The 19,239-nt window shown below is 60.9% G+C and carries 23 protein-coding genes; 16 read left to right on the top strand and 7 right to left on the bottom strand.

Annotation, left to right across the window (positions count from 1 at the left end; genetic code table 11):
* Window positions 1-124: 124 nt before the first annotated feature.
* The 8 genes from Q1A85_RS07235 (at window position 125) to Q1A85_RS07270 (ending at window position 8,390) form a co-directional block, all read left to right on the top strand.
* A complete protein-coding gene (locus tag Q1A85_RS07235; protein WP_299686832.1) occupies window positions 125-1,372 on the top strand; it encodes an outer membrane protein transport protein in 1,248 nt (415 codons plus the stop codon).
* A 110-nt stretch (window positions 1,373-1,482) separates the two neighbouring features.
* Window positions 1,483-2,418: a DMT family transporter gene (locus Q1A85_RS07240; RefSeq protein ID WP_299686834.1), complete on the top strand. Its 936-nt coding sequence runs from the start codon at window positions 1,483-1,485 to the stop codon at window positions 2,416-2,418.
* Between the two features lie 37 nt (window positions 2,419-2,455).
* Complete coding sequence (locus tag Q1A85_RS07245; RefSeq protein WP_299686835.1) at window positions 2,456-3,325, top strand: ATPase; 870 nt, start codon at window positions 2,456-2,458, stop codon at window positions 3,323-3,325.
* Between the two features lie 32 nt (window positions 3,326-3,357).
* Complete coding sequence (metA, locus tag Q1A85_RS07250; RefSeq protein WP_299686837.1) at window positions 3,358-4,305, top strand: homoserine O-succinyltransferase; 948 nt, start codon at window positions 3,358-3,360, stop codon at window positions 4,303-4,305.
* A 1-nt stretch (window position 4,306) separates the two neighbouring features.
* Window positions 4,307-5,278 (top strand): alpha/beta hydrolase, encoded by a 972-nt coding sequence (locus tag Q1A85_RS07255; RefSeq protein ID WP_299686839.1) that lies wholly within the window; start codon window positions 4,307-4,309, stop codon window positions 5,276-5,278.
* A gap of 51 nt (window positions 5,279-5,329) precedes the next feature.
* Window positions 5,330-6,199, top strand: a complete 870-nt coding sequence (gene ppk2, locus Q1A85_RS07260) for a polyphosphate kinase 2 (RefSeq protein ID WP_299686841.1) — start codon at window positions 5,330-5,332, stop codon at window positions 6,197-6,199.
* The gene (locus Q1A85_RS07265; protein WP_299686843.1) at window positions 6,192-6,809 is read left to right on the top strand and encodes a TetR/AcrR family transcriptional regulator; all 618 of its coding nucleotides are present in this window, start codon (window positions 6,192-6,194) and stop codon (window positions 6,807-6,809) included. The genes ppk2 and Q1A85_RS07265 overlap by 8 nt, the downstream gene beginning before the upstream one ends.
* A gap of 72 nt (window positions 6,810-6,881) precedes the next feature.
* Window positions 6,882-8,390: a metallophosphoesterase gene (locus tag Q1A85_RS07270; RefSeq protein ID WP_299686845.1), complete on the top strand. Its 1,509-nt coding sequence runs from the start codon at window positions 6,882-6,884 to the stop codon at window positions 8,388-8,390.
* A gap of 54 nt (window positions 8,391-8,444) precedes the next feature.
* On the opposite strand, the gene rpsI is transcribed toward Q1A85_RS07270, so the two are convergent.
* Together rpsI and rplM are read right to left on the bottom strand one after the other, a co-directional pair.
* Complete coding sequence (rpsI, locus tag Q1A85_RS07275; protein ID WP_299686847.1) at window positions 8,445-8,933, bottom strand: 30S ribosomal protein S9; 489 nt, start codon at window positions 8,931-8,933, stop codon at window positions 8,445-8,447.
* A gap of 3 nt (window positions 8,934-8,936) precedes the next feature.
* Window positions 8,937-9,398, bottom strand: a complete 462-nt coding sequence (gene rplM, locus Q1A85_RS07280; RefSeq protein WP_299686849.1) for a 50S ribosomal protein L13 — start codon at window positions 9,396-9,398, stop codon at window positions 8,937-8,939.
* A gap of 215 nt (window positions 9,399-9,613) precedes the next feature.
* On the opposite strand from rplM, the gene Q1A85_RS07285 reads away from it, so the two are divergent.
* Window positions 9,614-9,928: a hypothetical protein gene (locus Q1A85_RS07285; RefSeq protein WP_299686851.1), complete on the top strand. Its 315-nt coding sequence runs from the start codon at window positions 9,614-9,616 to the stop codon at window positions 9,926-9,928.
* A complete protein-coding gene (locus Q1A85_RS07290) occupies window positions 9,928-10,974 on the top strand; it encodes a hypothetical protein (RefSeq protein ID WP_299686853.1) in 1,047 nt (348 codons plus the stop codon). Before Q1A85_RS07285 ends, Q1A85_RS07290 begins: the two co-directional genes overlap by 1 nt.
* Here the strand turns inward: Q1A85_RS07290 and Q1A85_RS07295 are convergent.
* Window positions 10,971-12,386, bottom strand: coding sequence for a PLP-dependent aminotransferase family protein (locus Q1A85_RS07295; RefSeq protein WP_299686855.1), 1,416 nt, complete (start codon window positions 12,384-12,386; stop codon window positions 10,971-10,973). The genes Q1A85_RS07290 and Q1A85_RS07295 overlap by 4 nt on opposite strands.
* 95 nt (window positions 12,387-12,481) lie before the next feature.
* Between Q1A85_RS07295 and Q1A85_RS07300 the strand changes: the two genes are divergently transcribed.
* Entirely contained in the window at window positions 12,482-12,715 is a 234-nt protein-coding gene (locus Q1A85_RS07300) for a DUF1127 domain-containing protein (RefSeq protein WP_299686857.1), read from the top strand.
* A 69-nt stretch (window positions 12,716-12,784) separates the two neighbouring features.
* On the opposite strand, the gene Q1A85_RS07305 is transcribed toward Q1A85_RS07300, so the two are convergent.
* The gene (locus tag Q1A85_RS07305; protein ID WP_299686859.1) at window positions 12,785-13,498 is read right to left on the bottom strand and encodes a class I SAM-dependent methyltransferase; all 714 of its coding nucleotides are present in this window, start codon (window positions 13,496-13,498) and stop codon (window positions 12,785-12,787) included.
* Complete coding sequence (locus Q1A85_RS07310; protein ID WP_299686861.1) at window positions 13,498-13,941, bottom strand: PaaI family thioesterase; 444 nt, start codon at window positions 13,939-13,941, stop codon at window positions 13,498-13,500. The genes Q1A85_RS07305 and Q1A85_RS07310 overlap by 1 nt, the downstream gene beginning before the upstream one ends.
* A 42-nt stretch (window positions 13,942-13,983) precedes the next feature.
* Here Q1A85_RS07310 and Q1A85_RS07315 point away from each other — a divergent pair, with 42 nt between their 5' ends.
* Window positions 13,984-14,784 carry an enoyl-CoA hydratase gene (locus Q1A85_RS07315; RefSeq protein WP_299686863.1) on the top strand — a complete coding sequence of 267 codons (801 nt, stop codon included), beginning with the start codon at window positions 13,984-13,986 and terminating at the stop codon, window positions 14,782-14,784.
* Between the two features lie 287 nt (window positions 14,785-15,071).
* Here Q1A85_RS07315 and Q1A85_RS07320 read toward each other — a convergent pair whose 3' ends face one another.
* A complete protein-coding gene (locus tag Q1A85_RS07320; RefSeq protein ID WP_299686865.1) occupies window positions 15,072-15,224 on the bottom strand; it encodes a hypothetical protein in 153 nt (50 codons plus the stop codon).
* 116 nt (window positions 15,225-15,340) lie between these two features.
* On the opposite strand from Q1A85_RS07320, the gene trmFO reads away from it, so the two are divergent.
* The 3 genes from trmFO to gluQRS all read left to right on the top strand — a co-directional run bounded on the left by trmFO (window position 15,341) and on the right by gluQRS (window position 18,248).
* A complete protein-coding gene (gene trmFO / locus Q1A85_RS07325) occupies window positions 15,341-16,693 on the top strand; it encodes a methylenetetrahydrofolate--tRNA-(uracil(54)-C(5))-methyltransferase (FADH(2)-oxidizing) TrmFO (protein WP_299686867.1) in 1,353 nt (450 codons plus the stop codon).
* Window positions 16,694-16,794: 101 nt separating this feature from the next.
* Entirely contained in the window at window positions 16,795-17,400 is a 606-nt protein-coding gene (locus Q1A85_RS07330; RefSeq protein ID WP_299686869.1) for a methyltransferase domain-containing protein, read from the top strand.
* The gene (gene gluQRS / locus Q1A85_RS07335; RefSeq protein ID WP_299686870.1) at window positions 17,397-18,248 is read left to right on the top strand and encodes a tRNA glutamyl-Q(34) synthetase GluQRS; all 852 of its coding nucleotides are present in this window, start codon (window positions 17,397-17,399) and stop codon (window positions 18,246-18,248) included. The genes Q1A85_RS07330 and gluQRS overlap by 4 nt, the downstream gene beginning before the upstream one ends.
* A 13-nt stretch (window positions 18,249-18,261) precedes the next feature.
* Here gluQRS and hisI read toward each other — a convergent pair whose 3' ends face one another.
* The gene (gene hisI / locus Q1A85_RS07340) at window positions 18,262-18,621 is read right to left on the bottom strand and encodes a phosphoribosyl-AMP cyclohydrolase (RefSeq protein WP_299688549.1); all 360 of its coding nucleotides are present in this window, start codon (window positions 18,619-18,621) and stop codon (window positions 18,262-18,264) included.
* Between the two features lie 90 nt (window positions 18,622-18,711).
* Here hisI and Q1A85_RS07345 point away from each other — a divergent pair, with 90 nt between their 5' ends.
* Window positions 18,712-19,164: an iron-sulfur cluster assembly scaffold protein gene (locus tag Q1A85_RS07345; protein WP_299686872.1), complete on the top strand. Its 453-nt coding sequence runs from the start codon at window positions 18,712-18,714 to the stop codon at window positions 19,162-19,164.
* Window positions 19,165-19,239 lie beyond the last annotated feature (75 nt).

Consider the following 19,239-nt stretch of genomic DNA (forward strand, 5'->3'; position numbering starts at 1 on the left):
TATGACGCTCCGTCACTTGGCCCAAAGTGCCCTTGGGTAAATATTGACGGGAAGGGCTTGAAATTGGCCTATTGCGTCCCAACGCCGCACCCACTCCACACCCGCGGCCTTGGGAGGAATAACAATGAAAAACCGTGCTCTCGCGGTGGCGGCGCTCGCCGTCTCCGCAACATCGGTGCAGGCCGCTGGTCTGGATCGCTCAAACCAAAGCGTTTTGCCGATCTTCAATGACGACAACACGTTCAGCTTCAGCCTTGCGCATGTGAACCCCAGCGTGACCGGTACGGACGCACAAGGGGCGAGCTACGATGTCGGCGAATCCTACGAACAGACGACTTTCAGCTATACCAAAGATCTGAACGACAAGTTCACGCTGGGTTTCATCATCGACCAGCCCTATGGAGCGGACGTCTTCTACAACGGTGACCCGACCACAACAAACCTTGGCGGCACCGGCGCAGATTTGTCGAGCGAAGCGTATACCCTTGTCGGCAAATACCGCTTTAACGACCGCGTCAGCGTGTTCGGCGGCATCAAAGCCCAGACCATCCGCGCAGGCGTCAACCTGAGCGGCGATTCATATTCCAGCGCGATCGCGACCTCTGCCGTGGCGAGTGTTGCCGGTGTGGACGCAACCACGCTGGGCGCTGCCCTCTTGGGTGACCCAACGGCTGTTGCCGCATTGGGCGGCCCTGCGGTTGTCGGTGCTTTGGGTTTGCAAGTCGGCGGACAGATTGCTCAGTTTGAGGCCGATGGCGGCTATTCGTTCGAGATGGGCGGCGAGACAGAGTTTGGCTGGCTTGTTGGTGCAGCCTACGAAATTCCCGATATCGCGCTGCGTCTGGCGTTCACCTATCACGCAGAGATCGAATACACAGGCAGCACAAACGAAGTGCTGCTGGGCAACAATATCGCGGGCACCACCGACTTTGTGACCCCCGAAGCGATCAATATCGACTTTCAGACCGGGATCGCGGCGGACACGCTGCTGATCGCCTCCTACCGCTGGACTGCGTTCGAAGATGTCGATCTGGTTCCCACCGGTCTGGGCAGCGACCTTGTCAATCTCGACAACGGGCAACGCTTTACCCTCGGTGTGGGTCGCCGGTTCAACGAGAACTTCTCGGGGACTGTGGTTCTGTCCTACGAGCCCACAGGCGACGACGATCTTGTGTCGCCCCTCGGCCCGACTGATGGCCTGTATGGTATCTCCGTTGGTGGTCGTTATGAAAAAGACAACCTGACCGTTTCAGGCGGCATCAATTACTCGTGGCTCGGCGACGCCCGCCCCGAAGTGGGTGGCCAACCGGTCGCGACGTTCGATGGCAACTCGTCGGTTGCTGTTGGTCTTAACGTCCAGTGGACATTCTAAGCCAAACATAGACCGTGACACAGAAAACCCCGGTTGGTTCCGCCAGCCGGGGTTTTTCTTTGCACAAGAAACGGGTGGCGGGGGGCCAGTGCGACTGTCATTGAATGCCCATGATGACACAAAAATCACTTTCCGGACGGGCATGGGCTGAACTTTTGCTGCTTGCAGCGATTTGGGGTGGGTCGTTCCTGTCCATCCGCATCGCTCTTGATGAGGTTGGCCCGCTCACCTCCGTTGCGCACCGCACCTTCTGGGCGATGCTGGTGCTTTGGGCAGTTGTGGGAGTCATGCGCCTGCCGGTGCCCCGTGATCCGCGTATTTGGCTCGCCTTTCTCGGTATGGGCCTTTTGAACAACGTGATCCCGTTTGGCCTGATGGCATGGGGGCAATTGTACATCGAAACCGGGCTCACCTCGATTCTGAACGCAGCCACTGCGATCTTTGGCGTGATCGTGGCTGCCCTTTTCTTTGCCGATGAGCGTATGACGCTGCGCAAAGGCATTGGCGTCACGCTGGGCTTTCTCGGGGTGGCAACCGCCATCGGCCTTGAGAATTTTCGCAATTTTGACCTGCGCAGCCTTGCACAGATTGCGATTATCGGCGGCACGATCAGCTATGCGCTGGCTGGCGCCTTTGCCCGCCACTTTTTTGCGGGACTGTCCCCGCAAATGTCTGCCGCCGGGATGTTGACCGGGGCGACGATTATGACCGTTCCGCTGGCATGGGTGGTCGAGGGCCCCATGTCCCTCGGGTTGCAGACCGACACAATTCTCGCAATCGGATACTATGCAATCATCGCCACGGCGGGGGCTTATCTGCTGTATTACCGTGTGCTGGCTATGGCGGGTTCCGGCAACCTGATGCTGGTCACGCTGCTGATCGCCCCGGTCGCGATTGTGTTGGGTGCGCTGGTCCGGAACGAAGCGCTGTCGCCCAACGCCTTTGCCGGTTTTGGCCTGCTGGCCCTTGGCCTGATCATCCTTGACGGTCGCGTCTGGCACCTGCTGCGCCGCCGTGCCGTTGACCGCCCCAGCGGCCACAGCTAGGACACCGGCAACGAAACCGGGGATGACGGGGGCCTTCATGCTCTACAAAGATGCCGATGCGTGGCGCGCCGCCAAAAACCGGCGGGTGATGGTGTTTGGCATGTCGGGCCTTGGCAAGACGCATATGTCCACGACCCTGCGCGCGTCCGGCACCTGGTTCCACTACTCCATCGATTACCGCATCGGCACGCGGTACATGGGCGAGTTCATCACCGACAACGCCAAGGCCGAAGCGATGAAGGTGCCGTTCCTGCGCGACCTGTTGATGAGCGATTCGATCTATATCGGCTCCAACATCACCTTCCACAACCTCAGCCCGGTCTCGACCTATCTGGGCAAGCCCGGCGATGCGGCCAAGGGCGGGCTGCCCATCGCCGAGTATCGCCGCCGGCAAGAGCAGTTTCGCCGCTCCGAAATCTCGGCGCTGGAGGATACCGGCCATTTCGCGGAACGGGCGCAGCGGCTTTATGGCTATCCCAGCTTTATCTGCGACACGGGCGGGTCAATCTGCGAGTGGGTGGACCCGGCCAACGACCGGGACCCGCTGATGACCACGCTCAGCACCGTGTGCCTGCCCATCTGGATCAAGGGAGACGCGGCCCACACCGCCGCCCTGATCGAACGGTTCGACCGCGCGCCCAAACCCATGGCCTACCAGCCGGGGTTCCTGCTGGACTGTTGGACCGCCTATCTGGCCGAAACCGGCCTTGCCGAAGACGCGGTGGACCCTGACGCCTTTGTCCGCTGGACCTATGCGCGCGCTCTTGCCCATCGCCAGCCGCGCTACGAGGCGATGTCGCGCTGGGGTGTGACCGTGACCGCGGACGAGGTCGCCTCGCTCAAAGGTGAAGCGGATTTCACCGATCTCATCGCCGCAGCCCTTGAGCGCAAGGCTGCCGCCAATTAAGTCTGCGCTTCGCACTTACCCGGATCGAACAAATGCCCATCAAACTGCCCTCCACCCTGCCCGCCTATAACGTGCTCACGCGCGAAGGCGTCATGGTGATGGACGACGAGCTGGCCGCGCATCAGGATATACGCCCGCTCAAGATCGGGCTGCTGAACCTGATGCCCAAGAAAATCCAGACCGAGACGCAGTTTGCCCGCCTGATCGGCGCCACCCCCCTACAGATCGAACTGACGCTGATCCGCATGTCCGATCACGAGGCCAAGAATACCGCCTCGGACCATATGGACAGCTTTTACCGGACGTTCCGCGACGTGCGGGACGAGAAATTCGATGGGCTAATCATCACCGGCGCACCGATCGAGCATCTGCCGTTCGAAGAGGTCAGCTATTGGGACGAACTGTGCGAGGTAATGGACTGGACCCAGACGCACGTGCATTCCACCTTTGGCGTATGCTGGGGCGGGATGGCGATGCTGCACCATTTCCACAATGTGCCCAAGCACATGCTGGACCAAAAGCTGTTTGGTGCCTTCCGCCACACGAACCTAGCGCCCGCTTCGCCCTATTTGCGCGGCTTTTCGGATGACTGTGTCGTGCCCGTGTCGCGCTGGACCGAGGTGCGGCAAGCCGAAGTTGAGGCTGCGGGCCTGCCTGTGCTGCTGGGCTCGGACGTGACGGGCCCCTGCCTGATCGAGGATCCGGCGCACCGCGCGCTCTATATTCTCAACCACTTTGAATATGACAGCGACACGCTCAAACAGGAATACGACCGCGATCTGGCCTCCGTACAGGTCGAAGGGGCCGAGATCGAGGTGCCGGTGGGCTATTTCCCCAACAACGACCCGGCCCAGACCCCGGCCAACCGGTGGCGCAGCCACGCGCATCTGCTCTATGGCAACTGGATCGCAGAGATCTATTTGACCACCCCGTACGATATGGACCGGATCGGGCAGGAACAAACCGACCTGCGGGGGTGACATGAAAACGGCGTTGATCCTTTTGGTTGCGGTGATTGTCATCACCATTGGCGCAGTGCAGTACCTTGCCGCCAAACGGGAACGCGAGGCCGCGGCCGCCTACCCGCCCCAAGGCCAGTTGCTGGACGTGGACGGTGTGACGGTTCACGCCGAACAGGTGGGCACCGGCCCGGATGTGGTGCTGCTGCACGGCGCATCGGGCAACACCCGCGACTGGACCTTTGCCTTTGCCGACAGACTCAAGGACCGTTACCGCGTGACGATGCTGGACCGGCCCGGTCTGGGCTGGACCGAACATGTCGCCCCGCATCACGCCCGCGCCTGGAGCAGCGCGCACGCCAATCCGACCGAACAGGCGCAACTGCTCAAGGCGGCGACGGATCGGCTGGGCGTCGACACGCCCATCGTTGTTGGCCATTCCTTTGGCGGGATCGTGGCGCTGGCATGGGCGCTTGAATTTGATGATCTTGCGGGCATCGTATCTGTCGCAGGTGTCGCGAACCCGTGGCCCGGATCGCTTGACTGGACTTACAACCTGAACGGATCTGCTGCGGGCGGCGGACTGGCTGTCCCGCTGTTTTCTGCCTTTGTCCCAGAGCCTTATGTGAAAAACATCGTGGCGAACATCTTTGCGCCGCAAACGGCACCCGAGGGCTATCTGGACCATGTGGGTCCCGCCCTGACCCTGCGCCGCGCGTCAATGCGCGCCAATGCGCGGCAGGTGAACTGGCTGCGCCCCCACGTGGTCGAGATGTCGGCCCGCTATGGCCAGATCAACGTGCCGGTCGAGATCGTGCACGGCGACGCCGACAGCATTGTGCCGCTGGAGGTGCATTCTGCCAAGCTGCCGAAACAGATTGGCGGTGCCAACCTGAGGATCTTGCCCGGTGTTGGTCACATGCCGCAACACAGCCACGCGGACGAAGTTATTGCGGCGATTGACCGTGCTGCACAACGCGCAGGTTTGCGTTAAGCCCCGCGCTGCCCCATATTGCATGTTAAGAGCAGTAACTTGGAGCAGCCCATGAGCCTCCCTTTTGACGGCGCGATCACCGATTTCTTTGAGAACGGTGCGCCGGACGACATCCGGACCAAGCTCCGCACCGCGGACAAGAGCGATATCCTGACCCCGTCCTATCCCCATTCCGAGCGTATGAAGCGCAAGGTCTACGAGGACGAGATGGACGCCCTGCAAATTGAACTGGTCAAGATGCAGGACTGGGTCAAGGAAACCGGCGCCCGCGTCGCCTGCGTGTTCGAAGGTCGCGATGCCGCCGGAAAAGGCGGTACAATCAAACGGTTCCGCGAGAACCTTAATCCACGGGGTGCGCGCGTTGTCGCGCTGTCGAAACCATCGGAAACCGAACGATCAGAATGGTATTTTCAACGCTACATCCGGCAGTTGCCTGCGGGCGGTGAGATCGTGTTCTTTGACCGCAGCTGGTACAATCGCGGCGTTGTGGAAAAGGTCTTCGAGTTCTGCACAGATGCGCAGCGCGAACACTTCTTTGCGCAGGTCAAACCGTTCGAGGATATGCTGGTCGAAGACGGTATCCACGTCTTTAAATTCTGGCTGAACGTCTGCCGCGCCGAACAATTGCGCCGGATCATGGCGCGCGAAAACGACCCGCTGAAACAGTGGAAACTAAGCTGGATCGACGTGGAGGGCCTCAAGAAATGGGACGCCTATACGGATGCGATCCGCGAAACGCTGGAACGGTCGCAATCGGATCACGCCCCGTGGACCATCGTCCGGTCCGACGACAAGAAACGCGCCCGCCTGAACGCGATCCGCACCGTGCTGCACGGGCTCGACTACACTAACAAGGACGCCCAAGCCATTGGAAAGATAGACAAAGGCATTTGTGGCGGCCCGGACATCTGGGATGCCTAAACGCGGTTATCACCATGGCAATCTGCGGCAAGCGTTGATCGAAGCGGCCTTGCAACTGATCGAGGACAAGGGCCCCACAGGCTTTACCCTGTCCGAGGCAGCCAAGCAGGCTGGCGTAACGCCTGCTGCTGTGTACCGCCACTACGAAGGCCGAGAAGACCTGATCGCGGAATGTGCGCGGCAGGGCTATGGCATCTTTGCTGACCTGATGGAGCACGCCTATCAATCGGGCCAGCCATCGGCGTTGGCTGCGTTTGAGGCGACGGGGCGCGCCTATCTCGCCTTTGCCCGGCGGTTTCCGGGGCACTATATTGCCATGTTCGAGAGCGGGATTTCCACCAATCGCACGCCGGAATTGGCAGATGTGGCAACCCGCGCCAATGCGGTGCTTGAAAAGGCGGCAGGCGATTTGTCCAAACACATCCCCGAAGACAAGCGCCCCCCCGCGTCGATGTTTTCCGCCCATATCTGGGCGATGAGTCACGGTGTTGTCGAACTTTTTGCGCGCAACTCTCCCGGTCGCGCCTCGCCCTTTCCGCCCGAAGATCTGCTGGAGACTGGCATCGGCATTTACCTGCGCGGCCTTGGACTGATCCGCCCCGACAATTGAAAGATGTGATTTCTCTTTGTGATTGAACGCCTCCGTGCAACCGTTGCTGTGTTGAACGGAAAGGATAGTCATATGCGATTTCATTTCGCCCTTTTGGTCGGGGCCGTTTTTGGCCTGTCGGCCCCTGCACAGGCGCAAGTCTACGCTGCATGGACCCAAGCTAACGGCACATTTGCCAGTGGTGCCGGGTCATCTGCCTTTGTGGACATGAACCTGTCATTGCGCGTGGTTATCGAAACCAACGATCCAAACACGTCTTGCCCCGCTTATGCCGCGCGGCTGACGCGCAATGGAATGGCGACGTCGGAACCATTGGCCTTTTCCAAACGCACCAACAATCCCGACAGCAACCGGTTTCCCGTCATCGTTTGCGAGGCGGCCGCGCCCACCGGCGTCACCGGGTTTGCCCTTGTCCAAAGCGTCACCGACACAAGCCCGGTGACCTTTACCGACAGCGCCAGCCAGCCCGTGATCCTGTCCGCCGCACAGCGCGTGGGCGCATCCGGGCCGCCCACCTTCGTGGCATTCGGCGACACAGGTTGCCGTGGGATTTACAACGCCAGAGGCGCGCAGGAATGCGCCGAGGACAAACAAAAGAAAACGAAGCTGACCAAGTTCATGTTCAAGGAGGTCGCCGAACAGGCCGCGGCCCTAAACCCCGATTTCGTCGTGCACCTTGGCGATTACCGCTATGAAAAGGAAAGCAACCGAACGATGGACATGTGGGACAGCGACTTTTTCGAGCGTGTCCGCCTTGGGCTGTTGGCGCAGGTGCCGTGGGTCTTTGTGCGCGGCAACCACGAGGAATGTTCGCTGGCCGGGCTTGGCTGGTTCTTCTTCTTTGCCGCGGATCAAAGCAGTTGCGGGACAGGAAAAACGCTTTACCCAAGCTGGTATTTCGATGTGGCCGACAGATCGGCGGGCAATGCAAACCCGCACCGCTTCGTCATCATCGACACCGCACCCACCGTCCACAGTTCGGGCCGGACCCATACCATCGCGGTAGCGGACATGAGCGACGCTGTAAACGCGGCGCAGAGCACATCCAGCGCGTGGTTCCTGATGCACAAGCCGCTTTGGGCGGTGGACGACTATCCGAACCCGCCCGAACAGGCCGATCACCGGACGGGCTATGTGTTGCAGGCGGCGATGAATGCGGTCGGATCAAGCGACTGCACGACCTATAACTACCAGTCCTGCGGATTGAAGGCCGTGCTGGCCGCCCATCTGCACATCCTGCAAAACAGTGTCGCCGTGGGCGGCGCATTGCCCCAGCAAATCGTGGTGGGCAACAGCGGCGTGCGGATGGACCACGCGGTCGCACCGCAAGGGTGTTCGTTCTCCATGGCACCGCTGGGCTTTGGCAGGAACAACGCCACAGCGCTGGTGCTAAACGTACGGGGGCGGACAACCCGCGTGGACAACAGCGCTTTTGGTTTTGCGCATTTCACGCGGGACAGTTCGGTGCAGCAATCGGGATGGGCCGGGCTTGCCTACTATGTGGACAGCGCAACGCCGCAACCGCTTGGATCGCTGAGCGGCACTGCCAGCAACACCCGCCTTCCCTGCCAGCACAACTGAACCAAAAAGGCCGCCCCAACCGGAGCGGCCTTTCCAAAATCGTGTAACAGCGGCTTAACGCTTGGAGAACTGGAAGCTCTTCCGGGCTTTGGCCTTACCGTATTTCTTCCGTTCGACCACACGGCTGTCGCGGGTCAGGAAGCCTGCGGCTTTCAGGGCGCCGCGCAAGCTGGGATCATACAGTTGCAGCGCCTTGGAGATGCCGTGCTTGACCGCACCGGCCTGACCGCTGAGGCCGCCGCCTTTGACGGTGGCGGTCACGTCGAACTGGTCTTCGGTACCGGACACAGTGAACGGCTGGCGCAGGATCATTTGCAGCACGGGGCGCGCAAAATACGTGTTCAGCTCTTTGCCGTTCACGGTGACCTTGCCGGAGCCGGGCTTGATCCAGACGCGGGCGACCGCATCCTTCCGTTTGCCGGTGGCGTAAGAGCGGCCAAACTCGTCACGGACGGGTTCGCGCGGGGTCAGTTCGACCTCTGCCGGGGCGGCATCGCCTGCCACGGCTTGCAGATCTTCGAGTGTGTTGATTTCGTCAGCCATGTCTTATGCGCTCCGCGTGTTCTTCTTGTTCATGGATTTGACATCCAGAACTTCGGGGCTTTGTGCCTCGTGCGGGTGCTCGGCACCGGCATAGACACGCAGGTTGGTCATCTGCTGGCGGCTCAGGCGGTTGCCCGGAAGCATACGCTTGACGGCCAGGGTCACGACCCGCTCGGGGTGCGCGCCTTCGAGGATCTGCGCCTTGGTGCGCGACTTGATCCCGCCGGGGTGGCCAGTGTGCCAGTAATGGTTTTCGTCGCGCTTCTTGCCGGTCAGCTGGATCTTGTCAGCGTTGACGATGATGACATTGTCACCACAGTCCATGTGGGGCGTAAAGGACGGCTTGTGCTTGCCACGCAGGCGCATGGCGACGATCGAGGCAAGACGGCCCAGCACCACGCCTTCGGCGTCGATGATGATCCATTTCTTGTCGATGTCCGCAGGTGTTGCGGTATAGGTTTTCATGTGTGCATCCGGAATAAGAGGGACGTTCGAGATTGCGCGGTTATATGGAGGGCTGCAGGGCACGTCAACGCGTGAAGTGGACTAATTTCCCAATGCAAACAATGTCTTGAAAATAAGGTATCATATTACCCCACCGCGATACGCCTTGATCTTGCATTTCCGCACGACCCCGGCCAAAACCAGTTCACGATGTATGTTTGTGTGCGAGCCCTTCTATGGAACACCTGATTGGCCCGGTCCTTGGCGGGTTGGCCCTGTTGGCGGCGTCAACCGCCTTTGGCATCCCGATGATCCGCAAGATCGTGACGGTGCGCGAGGCCAAGCACGAACTCCGCGCAGGCTCAGCCGGTTTTCTGCGCAGCATCGCGGGTTGGGCGGTTGTGGTGATATGGCTGCTTGCCACGTGGTACGTCGCGACAATCGTTGGCGACTGGTTTGCAACAGGTGATCTGGGCGGTGCGGTGGAACGGTCCATGCGGCGCTTGCAGATCGTCTTTGAAATCGTGATTTCACTGATGGCTCTCAACTGATGCAAAGCGCAGAGGTTCTTCAGAAAGAGCTGCAATGCAGCAAGTGCGGCGGGCAGTGTACCTATCAGCCCGCGCAGCAGTGTCTGGTCTGTGAAAGCTGCGGCACGCCCGTGCCGTTGGAGACGGACGCGGACGAAGCGGCCAGTGCCGAGTTTCCCTACGACCCCAACGCCGTCGAAGCGGACCCCAAGACCGTGGACGCCAGCACCGTTCATCACTGTGAGACCTGCGGCGGCGATGTGGTGTTTGTGGGACGCGCGCTGAGCGAGCGCTGCGCTTATTGTGATGGACCTGTGGTGCTGCGCGAGGGCGACGCGGCGTTTCAGACCATGGCGCTGATCCCCTTTCGCGTTCCACAGGGCGATGCGCAGGACTATACCGAAGCGTGGGTCAAAGACCGCTGGGCCGCGCCCAATGATCTGAGCGCAATTGTTGCCAAGGGGCGGGTTGCGGGAATTTATGTGCCCTTCTGGACCTTCGACAGCACCGAGGCGATTGAATACTGGGCCAGCTACCGCGTGCGGCGCGGCAAGCGCATGGTGACGCGACGCACGACCGGCTCCATGTCGACGCAATTTAATGACCTTTTGGTTCCCGCCTCACCACATGTCACGCCGTTGATCCGCGACGGCATCCTGCATGATTTTGACCCGCGCCGGTTGCGACCTTTTCGGGCAGGTTACATCGCGGGCTTTGCCGCCGAACAGCACCACCAGACGGTCGAGGATGGTTTGTGGTCCAACAAGGATGACAAGGACCTCTTGATCCGAAACCGGATCAAGACCCAGGTGGGCAAATCAGGCGTTCACAACATTTTTTACGACACAAAGACCACCGGCATCCACTATCGCCGGATTCTGCTGCCGGTGTGGATCATGCATTATGAGTATCAGGGCAAAGCCAAAAAGGTCGTGGTGTGCGGCATCGACGGGCGCGCCTATGGGGAACGCCCTTTTTCTACGTGGAAGCTGGGAGGTTTGTCGGCGCTGGTCAGTTCCGTGACCATTGCCATTGGCGTCGCTTGGGGCGCGGGTGGGTGGTTCTAGACGCCGATCACGTCGGGCGGATTGTCGAGGAGTTCGCGCAACCGGCCCAGCCCGGCCTCAAAGCTCTCCAGGCTCAGCCCGGCATTGATCGCAAACCGCACCGCATGGGGCGCACGCGCATCGCGACAGGCGTATTCTTCGGCGGCGCGGATGCGCACCCCCTGCCCTTCGGCCGCCTGCACAAACGCGCCTGCGCGCCAGCCTTCGGGCAGATGCAGCCAAAGAAATGGCACATCCGCCCGCCAGATCAGATCAAAACTGCCCAGAATATTCACTGCACGCTGCACATAGGTTCCGATCCCCACCCGCGCCGCGTCCATGATCGCGGGAAGCTGCGGATGCACCAGCAATGCCGCGCACAAATCCGTCAGCGGCGTCGCCAGACCAAAGAACGAGTATTCAGAGGTGCGCCGCAACGCTGAGGCCTGACCGGGTGGCGCGACGGCAATGCCCAGACGCAGCGCGGGTGTGATGGATTTGGAGATCGACGAGATGTACCAGCTGCGCTCAGGCACAATCATGCGGTAGCATGTGGCCTGCGCCGGGCCGAGGCGATAACAGTCGTCTTCGAGAATTTGCAGATCACAGCGTTCCGCCACTGCGGCAAGTGCTTCGCGGCGGCTCTGACCGGTAAAGGCGAGCGTCGGATTATGGACCTCCGGTGACGTACAAAACACCTGCGCGTCATGGGCGCGTGCAGCAGCCTCAAGCGCTTCGGGAATGACGCCATCGCTGTCCATGGCCACCGGGATCACATCGGCGCGCAACAATTCGGCGGCACGACGAAAGCCGGGATAGGCCAGTTCTTCGACCAGCACCACCGGACGGCGGCCCTTGAGCAGGGTTTGAAAGATCATCAGGATCGCGTTCTGTCCGCCATTGGCCAGCACCACGTCATCGGGTCCAAATGACCCAAGCGGCGCCGTTCCCAGCCATTCCGCGGCGGCTGCGCGCGCAGGCCGCCCGCCGGCGCGGGTTGGATAGTGCATCAAGCCCGATGGCGGGTCCTGCGCGACATCTGCCAGCAACTGCCGGATCAGCGTCGATTGCCCCACATTGGGCAGGTGCGGTGAAAACAGGTTCACATGCCAGCTTTGTGCTGTGGAATTGTGTGGCGTGCTGTCAACTTCGATGGGGATATCGGCCAGCAACGGCGCCTTTTGGTCAGGCTTGGCCACAAATGTGCCCCGCCCCACTTCGGCCAGCAGCGTGCCATCGTCCGTCAGCATCGTATAGGCCCGTGCCACCGTGCCCGGCGTGATACCCAGCCGCCATGCCAGATCACGCACCGGAGGCAGTTTATCGCCCGGACCGAGGGCCCGCGCCGCAATGGCGTCGCGAATGGCCTGCATGACGGCCTTGTATTTCGGTCCCGGTGCCTGCAACAGGTCGGGCTGCCAAATTGTATCCATTACAATGTTTCCGTAGCGTCCAAAGATTTCATATTGTATCTAAATATTCATGGCAATACCGCCATATTGTGTCAATACAATTTAGGAGATTTCCCATGGCACAGCAGATCCAATCCCCCGCAACCCACCTTGCATACCTGACGGCTCAGAACCGCATTCCGGTCGCCTCGGTCGTGGCAGTGCGCGTGGCGGTCCTGCTGTCGAAATGGGCCATGCATCGCCGCTCGCGTCTGGCGCTCAAGGATTTGCCAGACCATCTGTTGCGCGACGTGGGACTGACACGCGCCGAGGCTGATACGGAATCTCGGCGGGTGTTCTGGCGGATGTGACATCCCCGTGGCACCGCCAGATCTCTTCCTTGCGGCCGGGCCTGTCCCGGCCGTTTTTTCATTGGGCTTTCAGAATGTGCGCCGCAGCGCCACCATCACTTGCGTGACCGGCCCGGCCTGGGGGGCGTCATCGGCCAGCCACCCCGTCTTTGTCCGCCCATCAAATCGGCCCAGACGGGTCAGCGACAGACCATTATCCGCCGCCAACCCGGCAAAATAGGACAGCGGCGCGTGATTGATGGCATAGACGTCACGCCAAGCGCCGGTCACTTCGAACCCGGGCGCATCATCTTGAATTCGCAAGGTTATCCACGCCTCACCCTGATCCGCCAACCGCTTACCAAGCGCCGCGAACCCCGCTTTGACCAACGGTTCGGTCAGATGGATGAACACCTGAAACGCCCATATCCTGTCAAAACGCACCTCATCTGGGATTTCATCCGCACCGAATGTGGCGCTCTGGACGATGCGCGGCGTCCGGTTTTCAAGGTTGAACTCTGACACCAGCGCGCGCGCACCGGCAATACAATCTGCGTCAACGTCGATGCCCGTATATTGCCCCGGCGCCAGTGTTGCGATCAGCGGCAGCCCGGCCCTGAGCGGGCCGCATCCCAGATCGAGAAAACTATGGTCGGACCGCAGCCCCAGTTCAGCCAGCAGACGCAATTGCAGGTCACGCCGTGCCGTCCACCCATCCGGCGGGCCCACCAGCGCTTCGAGCGCGGCCATGCGATCCGGCGGCAGGCTGTCGAACCGCACTGTATCCCAGACCATGCCAGTCATCACATGGTCACGTCTGCCGCCGACCCGCGTGGCGGAATGGCATAGGTCAGGCTGGCGCGCGCCACCGGTTTGTCCATGCCTTCGGAATGTATCAATACATCTGTCACAGAAAGCTGTTTGCCCAGCTTCAACACCCGCCCGGTGCCCAGCAAATCCACCCCCGCAGCCGGTTTCCGCATAAAGTCGATGGAACAATTCGTTGTTACGGCCAGCGCACGCGGCCCGATCTGCGCCAGCGTCGCCACATAGGCCGTCACATCTGCAAGCCCGAACATCGCGGGCCCTGACACGGTGCCGCCGGGCCGCAGGTGCTTGTCCGAGACATTCAAGCGCAGAACCACCTGATCCTCGCTCACCTCTTCCACATGAAATTCACCCGCAACCTCGAGAAATACCGTCTCGAGAAATTGGTTCAAATCATCGGCTGTCATGACAAGCGACATGCTTTCCCTTCCCCTAATGCTGCCCTAGGGTTGGCCGCAAATATGCGGGAGGACAAGATGGCACTTCTGGAACGTCAGGTCACCGATGCGGTGGCGCATCTGACAATGAACGCACCCGAACGGCTGAATGCGTTGTCTGATGAAATGCTGGCAACGCTGCACGAAGCGCTTGACGATATCGCGGCGGATACGTCCGTTCGGGCTGTCATTCTGTCCGGCGCAGGCAAGGCGTTTTGCGCGGGCCATGACCTAAAGCAGATGACAGCCGGACGGCAGGTCGAGGATGGCGGGCGCGCATATTTCACGGATCTTTTTGATCGGTGCACCGGGGTCATGACCCGCATCCGCACCCTGCCCCAACCGGTCATCGCCCAGGTCCATGGCATCGCCACTGCCGCCGGTTGCCAATTGGTGGCGACCTGTGATCTGGCCGTTGCCGCGCACGGCACACGGTTTGGGGTGAACGGGGTCAATATCGGATTGTTCTGTTCCACCCCGATGGTGCCGCTCAGCCGCAACATCCCGCGCAAGCACGTGTTCGAGATGCTGACCACCGGGCATTTCATCGAAGCGGACCGGGCCGTCGAACTGGGGCTCATCAACCGCGCCGTTCCACAAGACACGCTCGTGACAGACACCAAGGCGCTGGCCGACACCATCGCGTCAAAGCTGGCCACAGCGGTGAAAATCGGCAAGTCGGCCTATTACGATCAGATGGAAATGCCTGTCGCGGACGCCTATCAGATGACCCGTGATGTCATGGTCGAGAACATGATGCACCGCGATACGGAAGAAGGCATTAACGCATTTATCGAAAAGCGGTCGCCAGACTGGTCACAATAATGGCAGATTTCCGCTGGCGGTTTCGGCGGTTTTTTGCCGAAAAACCAAGGGATTCCGCCTGTTGTTTCGTTACAGTCACCAAACAGTTTCCAACTCTGCGCTAGCGAATTGGGCGGAAATGGGGCACATTTGAGGCACGGTTAACAACCGATGACGATTTGGGTCGCCGCAGGTCCTCAGGTCCCTCCAGGTCAGCCTCTCTCTGACCGACCTACCGCCGCGGCGACCCCAAAAATCCCCAACAGCGTCCCAACTCAAATGCGCAGACCTGCGGCGCGTGCCGACACCTATACGGGCGGCGTGCAGTTTTCGGCGCTCAGATCCTTGACCGGATCATCCGGCGCGCAGGCCTCTCCGGATACCGGGTAGGTGTCAGGGGTCTCGCAAGCGGCAAGCACCCCGAGTGCGGCCAGACACAAGCAAAGCAATGCGCGTTTCATCGTATTCTCCATTCTTGATACAGGGGTGTACTTAACCGCACGCGTCGCGCGCCGATTGATCTTTGTCATCTGCGGCAATGATTGCGCGGCGCGGCGCGGTGGCCTACATGGCGCGCATGGACAAGACATTACATATCGTGGGCGGTGGCATGGCCGGGTCCGAAGCGGCGTGGCAAGCGGCACAGCTGGGCATTGACGTCGTCATTCACGAGATGAGGCCAAAGGTCGGCACCTTTGCCCACCAGACGGGCCTGCTGGGTGAAATGGTATGTTCCAACTCCTTTCGCTCCGATGACAGCGAACAGAACGCCGTGGGCCTGCTGCATTGGGAAATGCGTGCGGCAGATGGTTTGATCATGGCCATGGCAGACCAGCATCGCCTGCCTGCCGGTGGTGCATTGGCGGTGGACCGGGACAACTTTGCCCAATCAGTCACGGACGCATTGACGGCACATCCCAATATTTCCGTCGCTTTTGGTGAGATCACCGACCTGCCGGATGACGGCCATTGGATTATCGCGACCGGGCCACTGACGTCGTCGACACTGGGACAGGCCATTGCCGCAGAAACCGGGGCCGAGGCGCTGGCCTTTTTCGACGCCATCGCCCCCATCGTCTATGCCGACAGCATCGACATGAGCCAGGCGTGGATGCAGTCGCGCTATGACAAGGGCGAAACCGAGGAAGAGCGCACCGCCTATCTCAACTGCCCCATGGACCGTGACCAGTACGAGGCGTTCATCGATGCCCTGCTGGCCGCAGACAAGACCGAATTCCACGAAGGCGAGACCGCAGGCTATTTCGACGGTTGCCTGCCGATCGAGGTCATGGCCGAACGCGGGCGAGAGACGCTGCGCCACGGCCCCATGAAACCTGTTGGCCTGACCAACCCCCATGCGCCGGATGTCAAACCTTGGGCCGTGGTGCAGCTGCGCCGCGACAACAAGCTGGGCACTTTGTTCAACATCGTGGGGTTCCAGACCAAGATGAAATACGGCGCTCAGGCGGACGTGTTCAAGATGATCCCGGGCCTCGAAAATGCGCGCTTTGCACGGCTTGGCGGCATCCACCGGAACACATTCCTCAACAGTCCGACACTGCTCACGCCCGACATGCGCCTGCGCTCGAAACCGCATATCCGCTTCGCGGGCCAGATCACCGGGGTCGAAGGATATGTGGAATCCGCAGCGATGGGCCTGCTCGCTGGCCGTATGGCCGCAGCGCAGATCATGGGCCAGAACCTGCCTGTCCCACCAAACACCACAGCGATGGGCGCGCTCATCACCCACATCACCGGCGGTGCAGAGGCCAAGACATTCCAGCCAATGAACGTCAATTTCGGCCTCTTTCCTCCCGTCGAAGGTCTGCGGGGGGGACGCCGGGGGCGCAAGGATCGCTACAAGGCCTACACCGACCGCGCCAAAATCGACTGGCACGGCTGGCTCGCTCCTCAAGCGAAAGCAGCCTGATCTTCTTCTGACCAGAAATACCACGGGGTCTGGGGCAGCGCCCCAGTCCATCCCACGCCACCCACTGGACGGCACAAAGGTCACAGGCCTATCCTGCACGTATGACCAAATTCCTCGACAAGGCCTATCAGGCCCGCGACGCCGCATCGACCCGCGCCCTCTACGACGACTGGGCCGCCAGCTACGAAGCCGAAGTGTCCGCAAACGGATACGCCACCCCGTCGCGCTGTGCTGACGCACTCAAGGCTCACGTGAACGATCTCACCGCCCCGATACTTGACTTTGGATGCGGGACCGGGTTGTCCGGGCTTGCGCTGAAATTGGCCGGGTTTGATGCCATTGACGGCGTGGACCTGTCCGCAGAGATGCTGACCGAGGCGGGGACCAAGGGCGTCTACCGCGACTTGAAACAGATCGAGGCTGGCGCGGACCTGCCGCGCACGGACTATACCGCCATCGCCGCCATCGGTGTGATCGGAGCAGGCGCGGCACCGATCACCGTACTGCACCAGTTGATGCGCGCGCTGCCACGGGACGGCAAGCTGGTCTTTTCCTTCAATGATCACGCGCTGGAAGATCCCGTACACGAAGGCGGCGTCGCGGAATGGACCGACTGTGGCGCAGCGCGCCTGCTGTTCAAGGAACATGGCCCCCACTTGCCCGGCATTGGCCTCGGCTCCAAAGTCTACGTGCTTGAAAAAGCGTGACGTTCACAACCCGCTTTGCCCCGTCGCCGACGGGCCCCCTGCATCTGGGCCACGCCTATTCGGCGATCCTCGCCCATGATATGGCGCGCCAAAACGGTGGTCGCTTTCTATTGCGGATGGAGGACACCGATCTGCAACGCTGCAAACCGGAATGGGAGGCGTTGATCCTTCAGGACATGGCGTGGCTGGGCCTCCGTTGGGACGGGCCGGTGCACCGGCAATCGGACCATATCGCGGATTACAACAGCCGGATCGAAACGTTGATTGCGCGCGGGCTGCTTTATCCATGTTCCTGTAGCCGCGCCGACATACGGGCCGCCCTCTCCGCGCCGCAAGAGGGTGCGATCCCAGCCGTCTATCCCGGAACGTGCCGGGGTCGTGGCATGGACAGCAGGCACCCCGACGATGCACTCCGCCTCGACCTCACCGCCGCCTTTGACGTGTTGCGCGACGCGGATCTGCGCTTTGAGGAAACCGGCCCCACGCACAAAGGGCACCACACAGTCACCATGGATCAGGCGCAGAAGCAGATCGGGGACATCGTCCTCAGCCGCAAGGGCGAAGACATCGTGGCCTATTTCCTCGCCTCCGCCTTCGACGATGCCGATCAGGGCATTACGGATGTGGTCCGCGGCGAGGATCTGTTTGCATTCACCCCGATCCAGGTCCTGCTCCAGCACCTGCTTGACCTACCCACTCCGCGCTACCACCACCACCAACTGATCCGCGACGACCAAGGCAAGCGGCTGGCCAAACGTGACGACGCGCGCGCCATTTCCAAATATCGCGCCGATGGCGTCACGCCTGATCAGATGCGTTCGATCTTGTCGCTGCCACCCGCGTCCTGAACCGGAGGGCGTGTCAGCCGCCGGGCGACATCAACTCCACCTCGGAACCATCTGTCACATCAGTATAAAAACAGCTGCGCCGCCCCGTATGGCAAGCCGGTCCCGTCTGGTTCACCTGCACCAGCAGACAGTCCCGGTCACAATCAACGGCCATCGATACCAGTTCCTGCACATGCCCGGATGTCTCTCCCTTGATCCAAAAGGCGGCACGCGACCGCGACCAGTATGTCACCCGCTTTGTGGCCAATGTGCGGGCCACCGCCTCGGCATTCATCCATGCCATCATCAGCACCTCGCCCGAGGTGGCGTCCTGTGCAATCGCCGGAATAAGACCACCCGCATCAAACCGCAGGCGGGTCGGGTCAAACGGCACCGGGACATTTTGTTCAGACATGCGAAAACCCTTTTGCATCATCGCGGTGGCCGCTTATGTAAGGGGGATCACACCAGAGGACCAGCGCCCATGCCGGCCGATACCGACCTGATCAAGCTCTACTCCAACCGCATTCTGGCGCTTGCGGCGGACATTCCGCATCACAGCCGCCTTGAGGCTCCTTTGGCCACGGTCAAGAAACGCTCGCCCTTATGTGGGTCCGCCGTCACGGTAGATGTCTGCGTCGAAGATGGCCGCATCAGCGCCTTTGGTCAGGACGTCAAGGCCTGTGCCTTGGGTCAGGCGGCAGCGGCTGTGACAGGTGGTGCCGTGATGGGCCGTTCGCTTGAAGAATTGCACGCCGCGCGCGACGCGTTGCGCGCCATGCTCAAATCCGGTGGCCCCGTGCCTGCCGCGCCTTTTGACGGGTTCGAAGTGCTTGAGCCTGCGCGTGATTACAAAAACCGCCACGCCTCCATCCTGCTGTGTATCGAGGCCACGACCGAAGCAATGGCAAAGGCCTTGCAGTCTGACTGCGCCTGACATCGACTGATGGTTAGTCAAATCTGAAGGTTTCGGGCCTAGCACTCTGCGCCAAGCAGACTGCAAGAGGGGCCC

The sequence above is a fragment of the uncultured Tateyamaria sp. genome (assembly GCF_947503385.1).
GTDB lineage: Bacteria > Pseudomonadota > Alphaproteobacteria > Rhodobacterales > Rhodobacteraceae > Tateyamaria.

What these genes read in the sequence shown, in the direction of transcription:
- Q1A85_RS07235 (WP_299686832.1), top strand. Translation starts at nt 125, where the DNA reads ATGAAAAACCGTGCTCTCGCGGTGGCGGCGCTCGCCGTCTCCGCAACA.
- Q1A85_RS07240 (WP_299686834.1), top strand. Translation starts at nt 1,483, where the DNA reads ATGATGACACAAAAATCACTTTCCGGACGGGCATGGGCTGAACTTTTG.
- Q1A85_RS07245 (WP_299686835.1), top strand. Translation starts at nt 2,456, where the DNA reads ATGCTCTACAAAGATGCCGATGCGTGGCGCGCCGCCAAAAACCGGCGG.
- metA (WP_299686837.1), top strand. Translation starts at nt 3,358, where the DNA reads ATGCCCATCAAACTGCCCTCCACCCTGCCCGCCTATAACGTGCTCACG.
- Q1A85_RS07255 (WP_299686839.1), top strand. Translation starts at nt 4,307, where the DNA reads ATGAAAACGGCGTTGATCCTTTTGGTTGCGGTGATTGTCATCACCATT.
- ppk2 (WP_299686841.1), top strand. Translation starts at nt 5,330, where the DNA reads ATGAGCCTCCCTTTTGACGGCGCGATCACCGATTTCTTTGAGAACGGT.
- Q1A85_RS07265 (WP_299686843.1), top strand. Translation starts at nt 6,192, where the DNA reads ATGCCTAAACGCGGTTATCACCATGGCAATCTGCGGCAAGCGTTGATC.
- Q1A85_RS07270 (WP_299686845.1), top strand. Translation starts at nt 6,882, where the DNA reads ATGCGATTTCATTTCGCCCTTTTGGTCGGGGCCGTTTTTGGCCTGTCG.
- rpsI (WP_299686847.1), bottom strand. Translation starts at nt 8,933, where the DNA reads ATGGCTGACGAAATCAACACACTCGAAGATCTGCAAGCCGTGGCAGGC.
- rplM (WP_299686849.1), bottom strand. Translation starts at nt 9,398, where the DNA reads ATGAAAACCTATACCGCAACACCTGCGGACATCGACAAGAAATGGATC.
- Q1A85_RS07285 (WP_299686851.1), top strand. Translation starts at nt 9,614, where the DNA reads ATGGAACACCTGATTGGCCCGGTCCTTGGCGGGTTGGCCCTGTTGGCG.
- Q1A85_RS07290 (WP_299686853.1), top strand. Translation starts at nt 9,928, where the DNA reads ATGCAAAGCGCAGAGGTTCTTCAGAAAGAGCTGCAATGCAGCAAGTGC.
- Q1A85_RS07295 (WP_299686855.1), bottom strand. Translation starts at nt 12,386, where the DNA reads ATGGATACAATTTGGCAGCCCGACCTGTTGCAGGCACCGGGACCGAAA.
- Q1A85_RS07300 (WP_299686857.1), top strand. Translation starts at nt 12,482, where the DNA reads ATGGCACAGCAGATCCAATCCCCCGCAACCCACCTTGCATACCTGACG.
- Q1A85_RS07305 (WP_299686859.1), bottom strand. Translation starts at nt 13,498, where the DNA reads ATGACTGGCATGGTCTGGGATACAGTGCGGTTCGACAGCCTGCCGCCG.
- Q1A85_RS07310 (WP_299686861.1), bottom strand. Translation starts at nt 13,941, where the DNA reads ATGTCGCTTGTCATGACAGCCGATGATTTGAACCAATTTCTCGAGACG.
- Q1A85_RS07315 (WP_299686863.1), top strand. Translation starts at nt 13,984, where the DNA reads ATGCGGGAGGACAAGATGGCACTTCTGGAACGTCAGGTCACCGATGCG.
- Q1A85_RS07320 (WP_299686865.1), bottom strand. Translation starts at nt 15,224, where the DNA reads ATGAAACGCGCATTGCTTTGCTTGTGTCTGGCCGCACTCGGGGTGCTT.
- trmFO (WP_299686867.1), top strand. Translation starts at nt 15,341, where the DNA reads ATGGACAAGACATTACATATCGTGGGCGGTGGCATGGCCGGGTCCGAA.
- Q1A85_RS07330 (WP_299686869.1), top strand. Translation starts at nt 16,795, where the DNA reads ATGACCAAATTCCTCGACAAGGCCTATCAGGCCCGCGACGCCGCATCG.
- Q1A85_RS07345 (WP_299686872.1), top strand. Translation starts at nt 18,712, where the DNA reads ATGCCGGCCGATACCGACCTGATCAAGCTCTACTCCAACCGCATTCTG.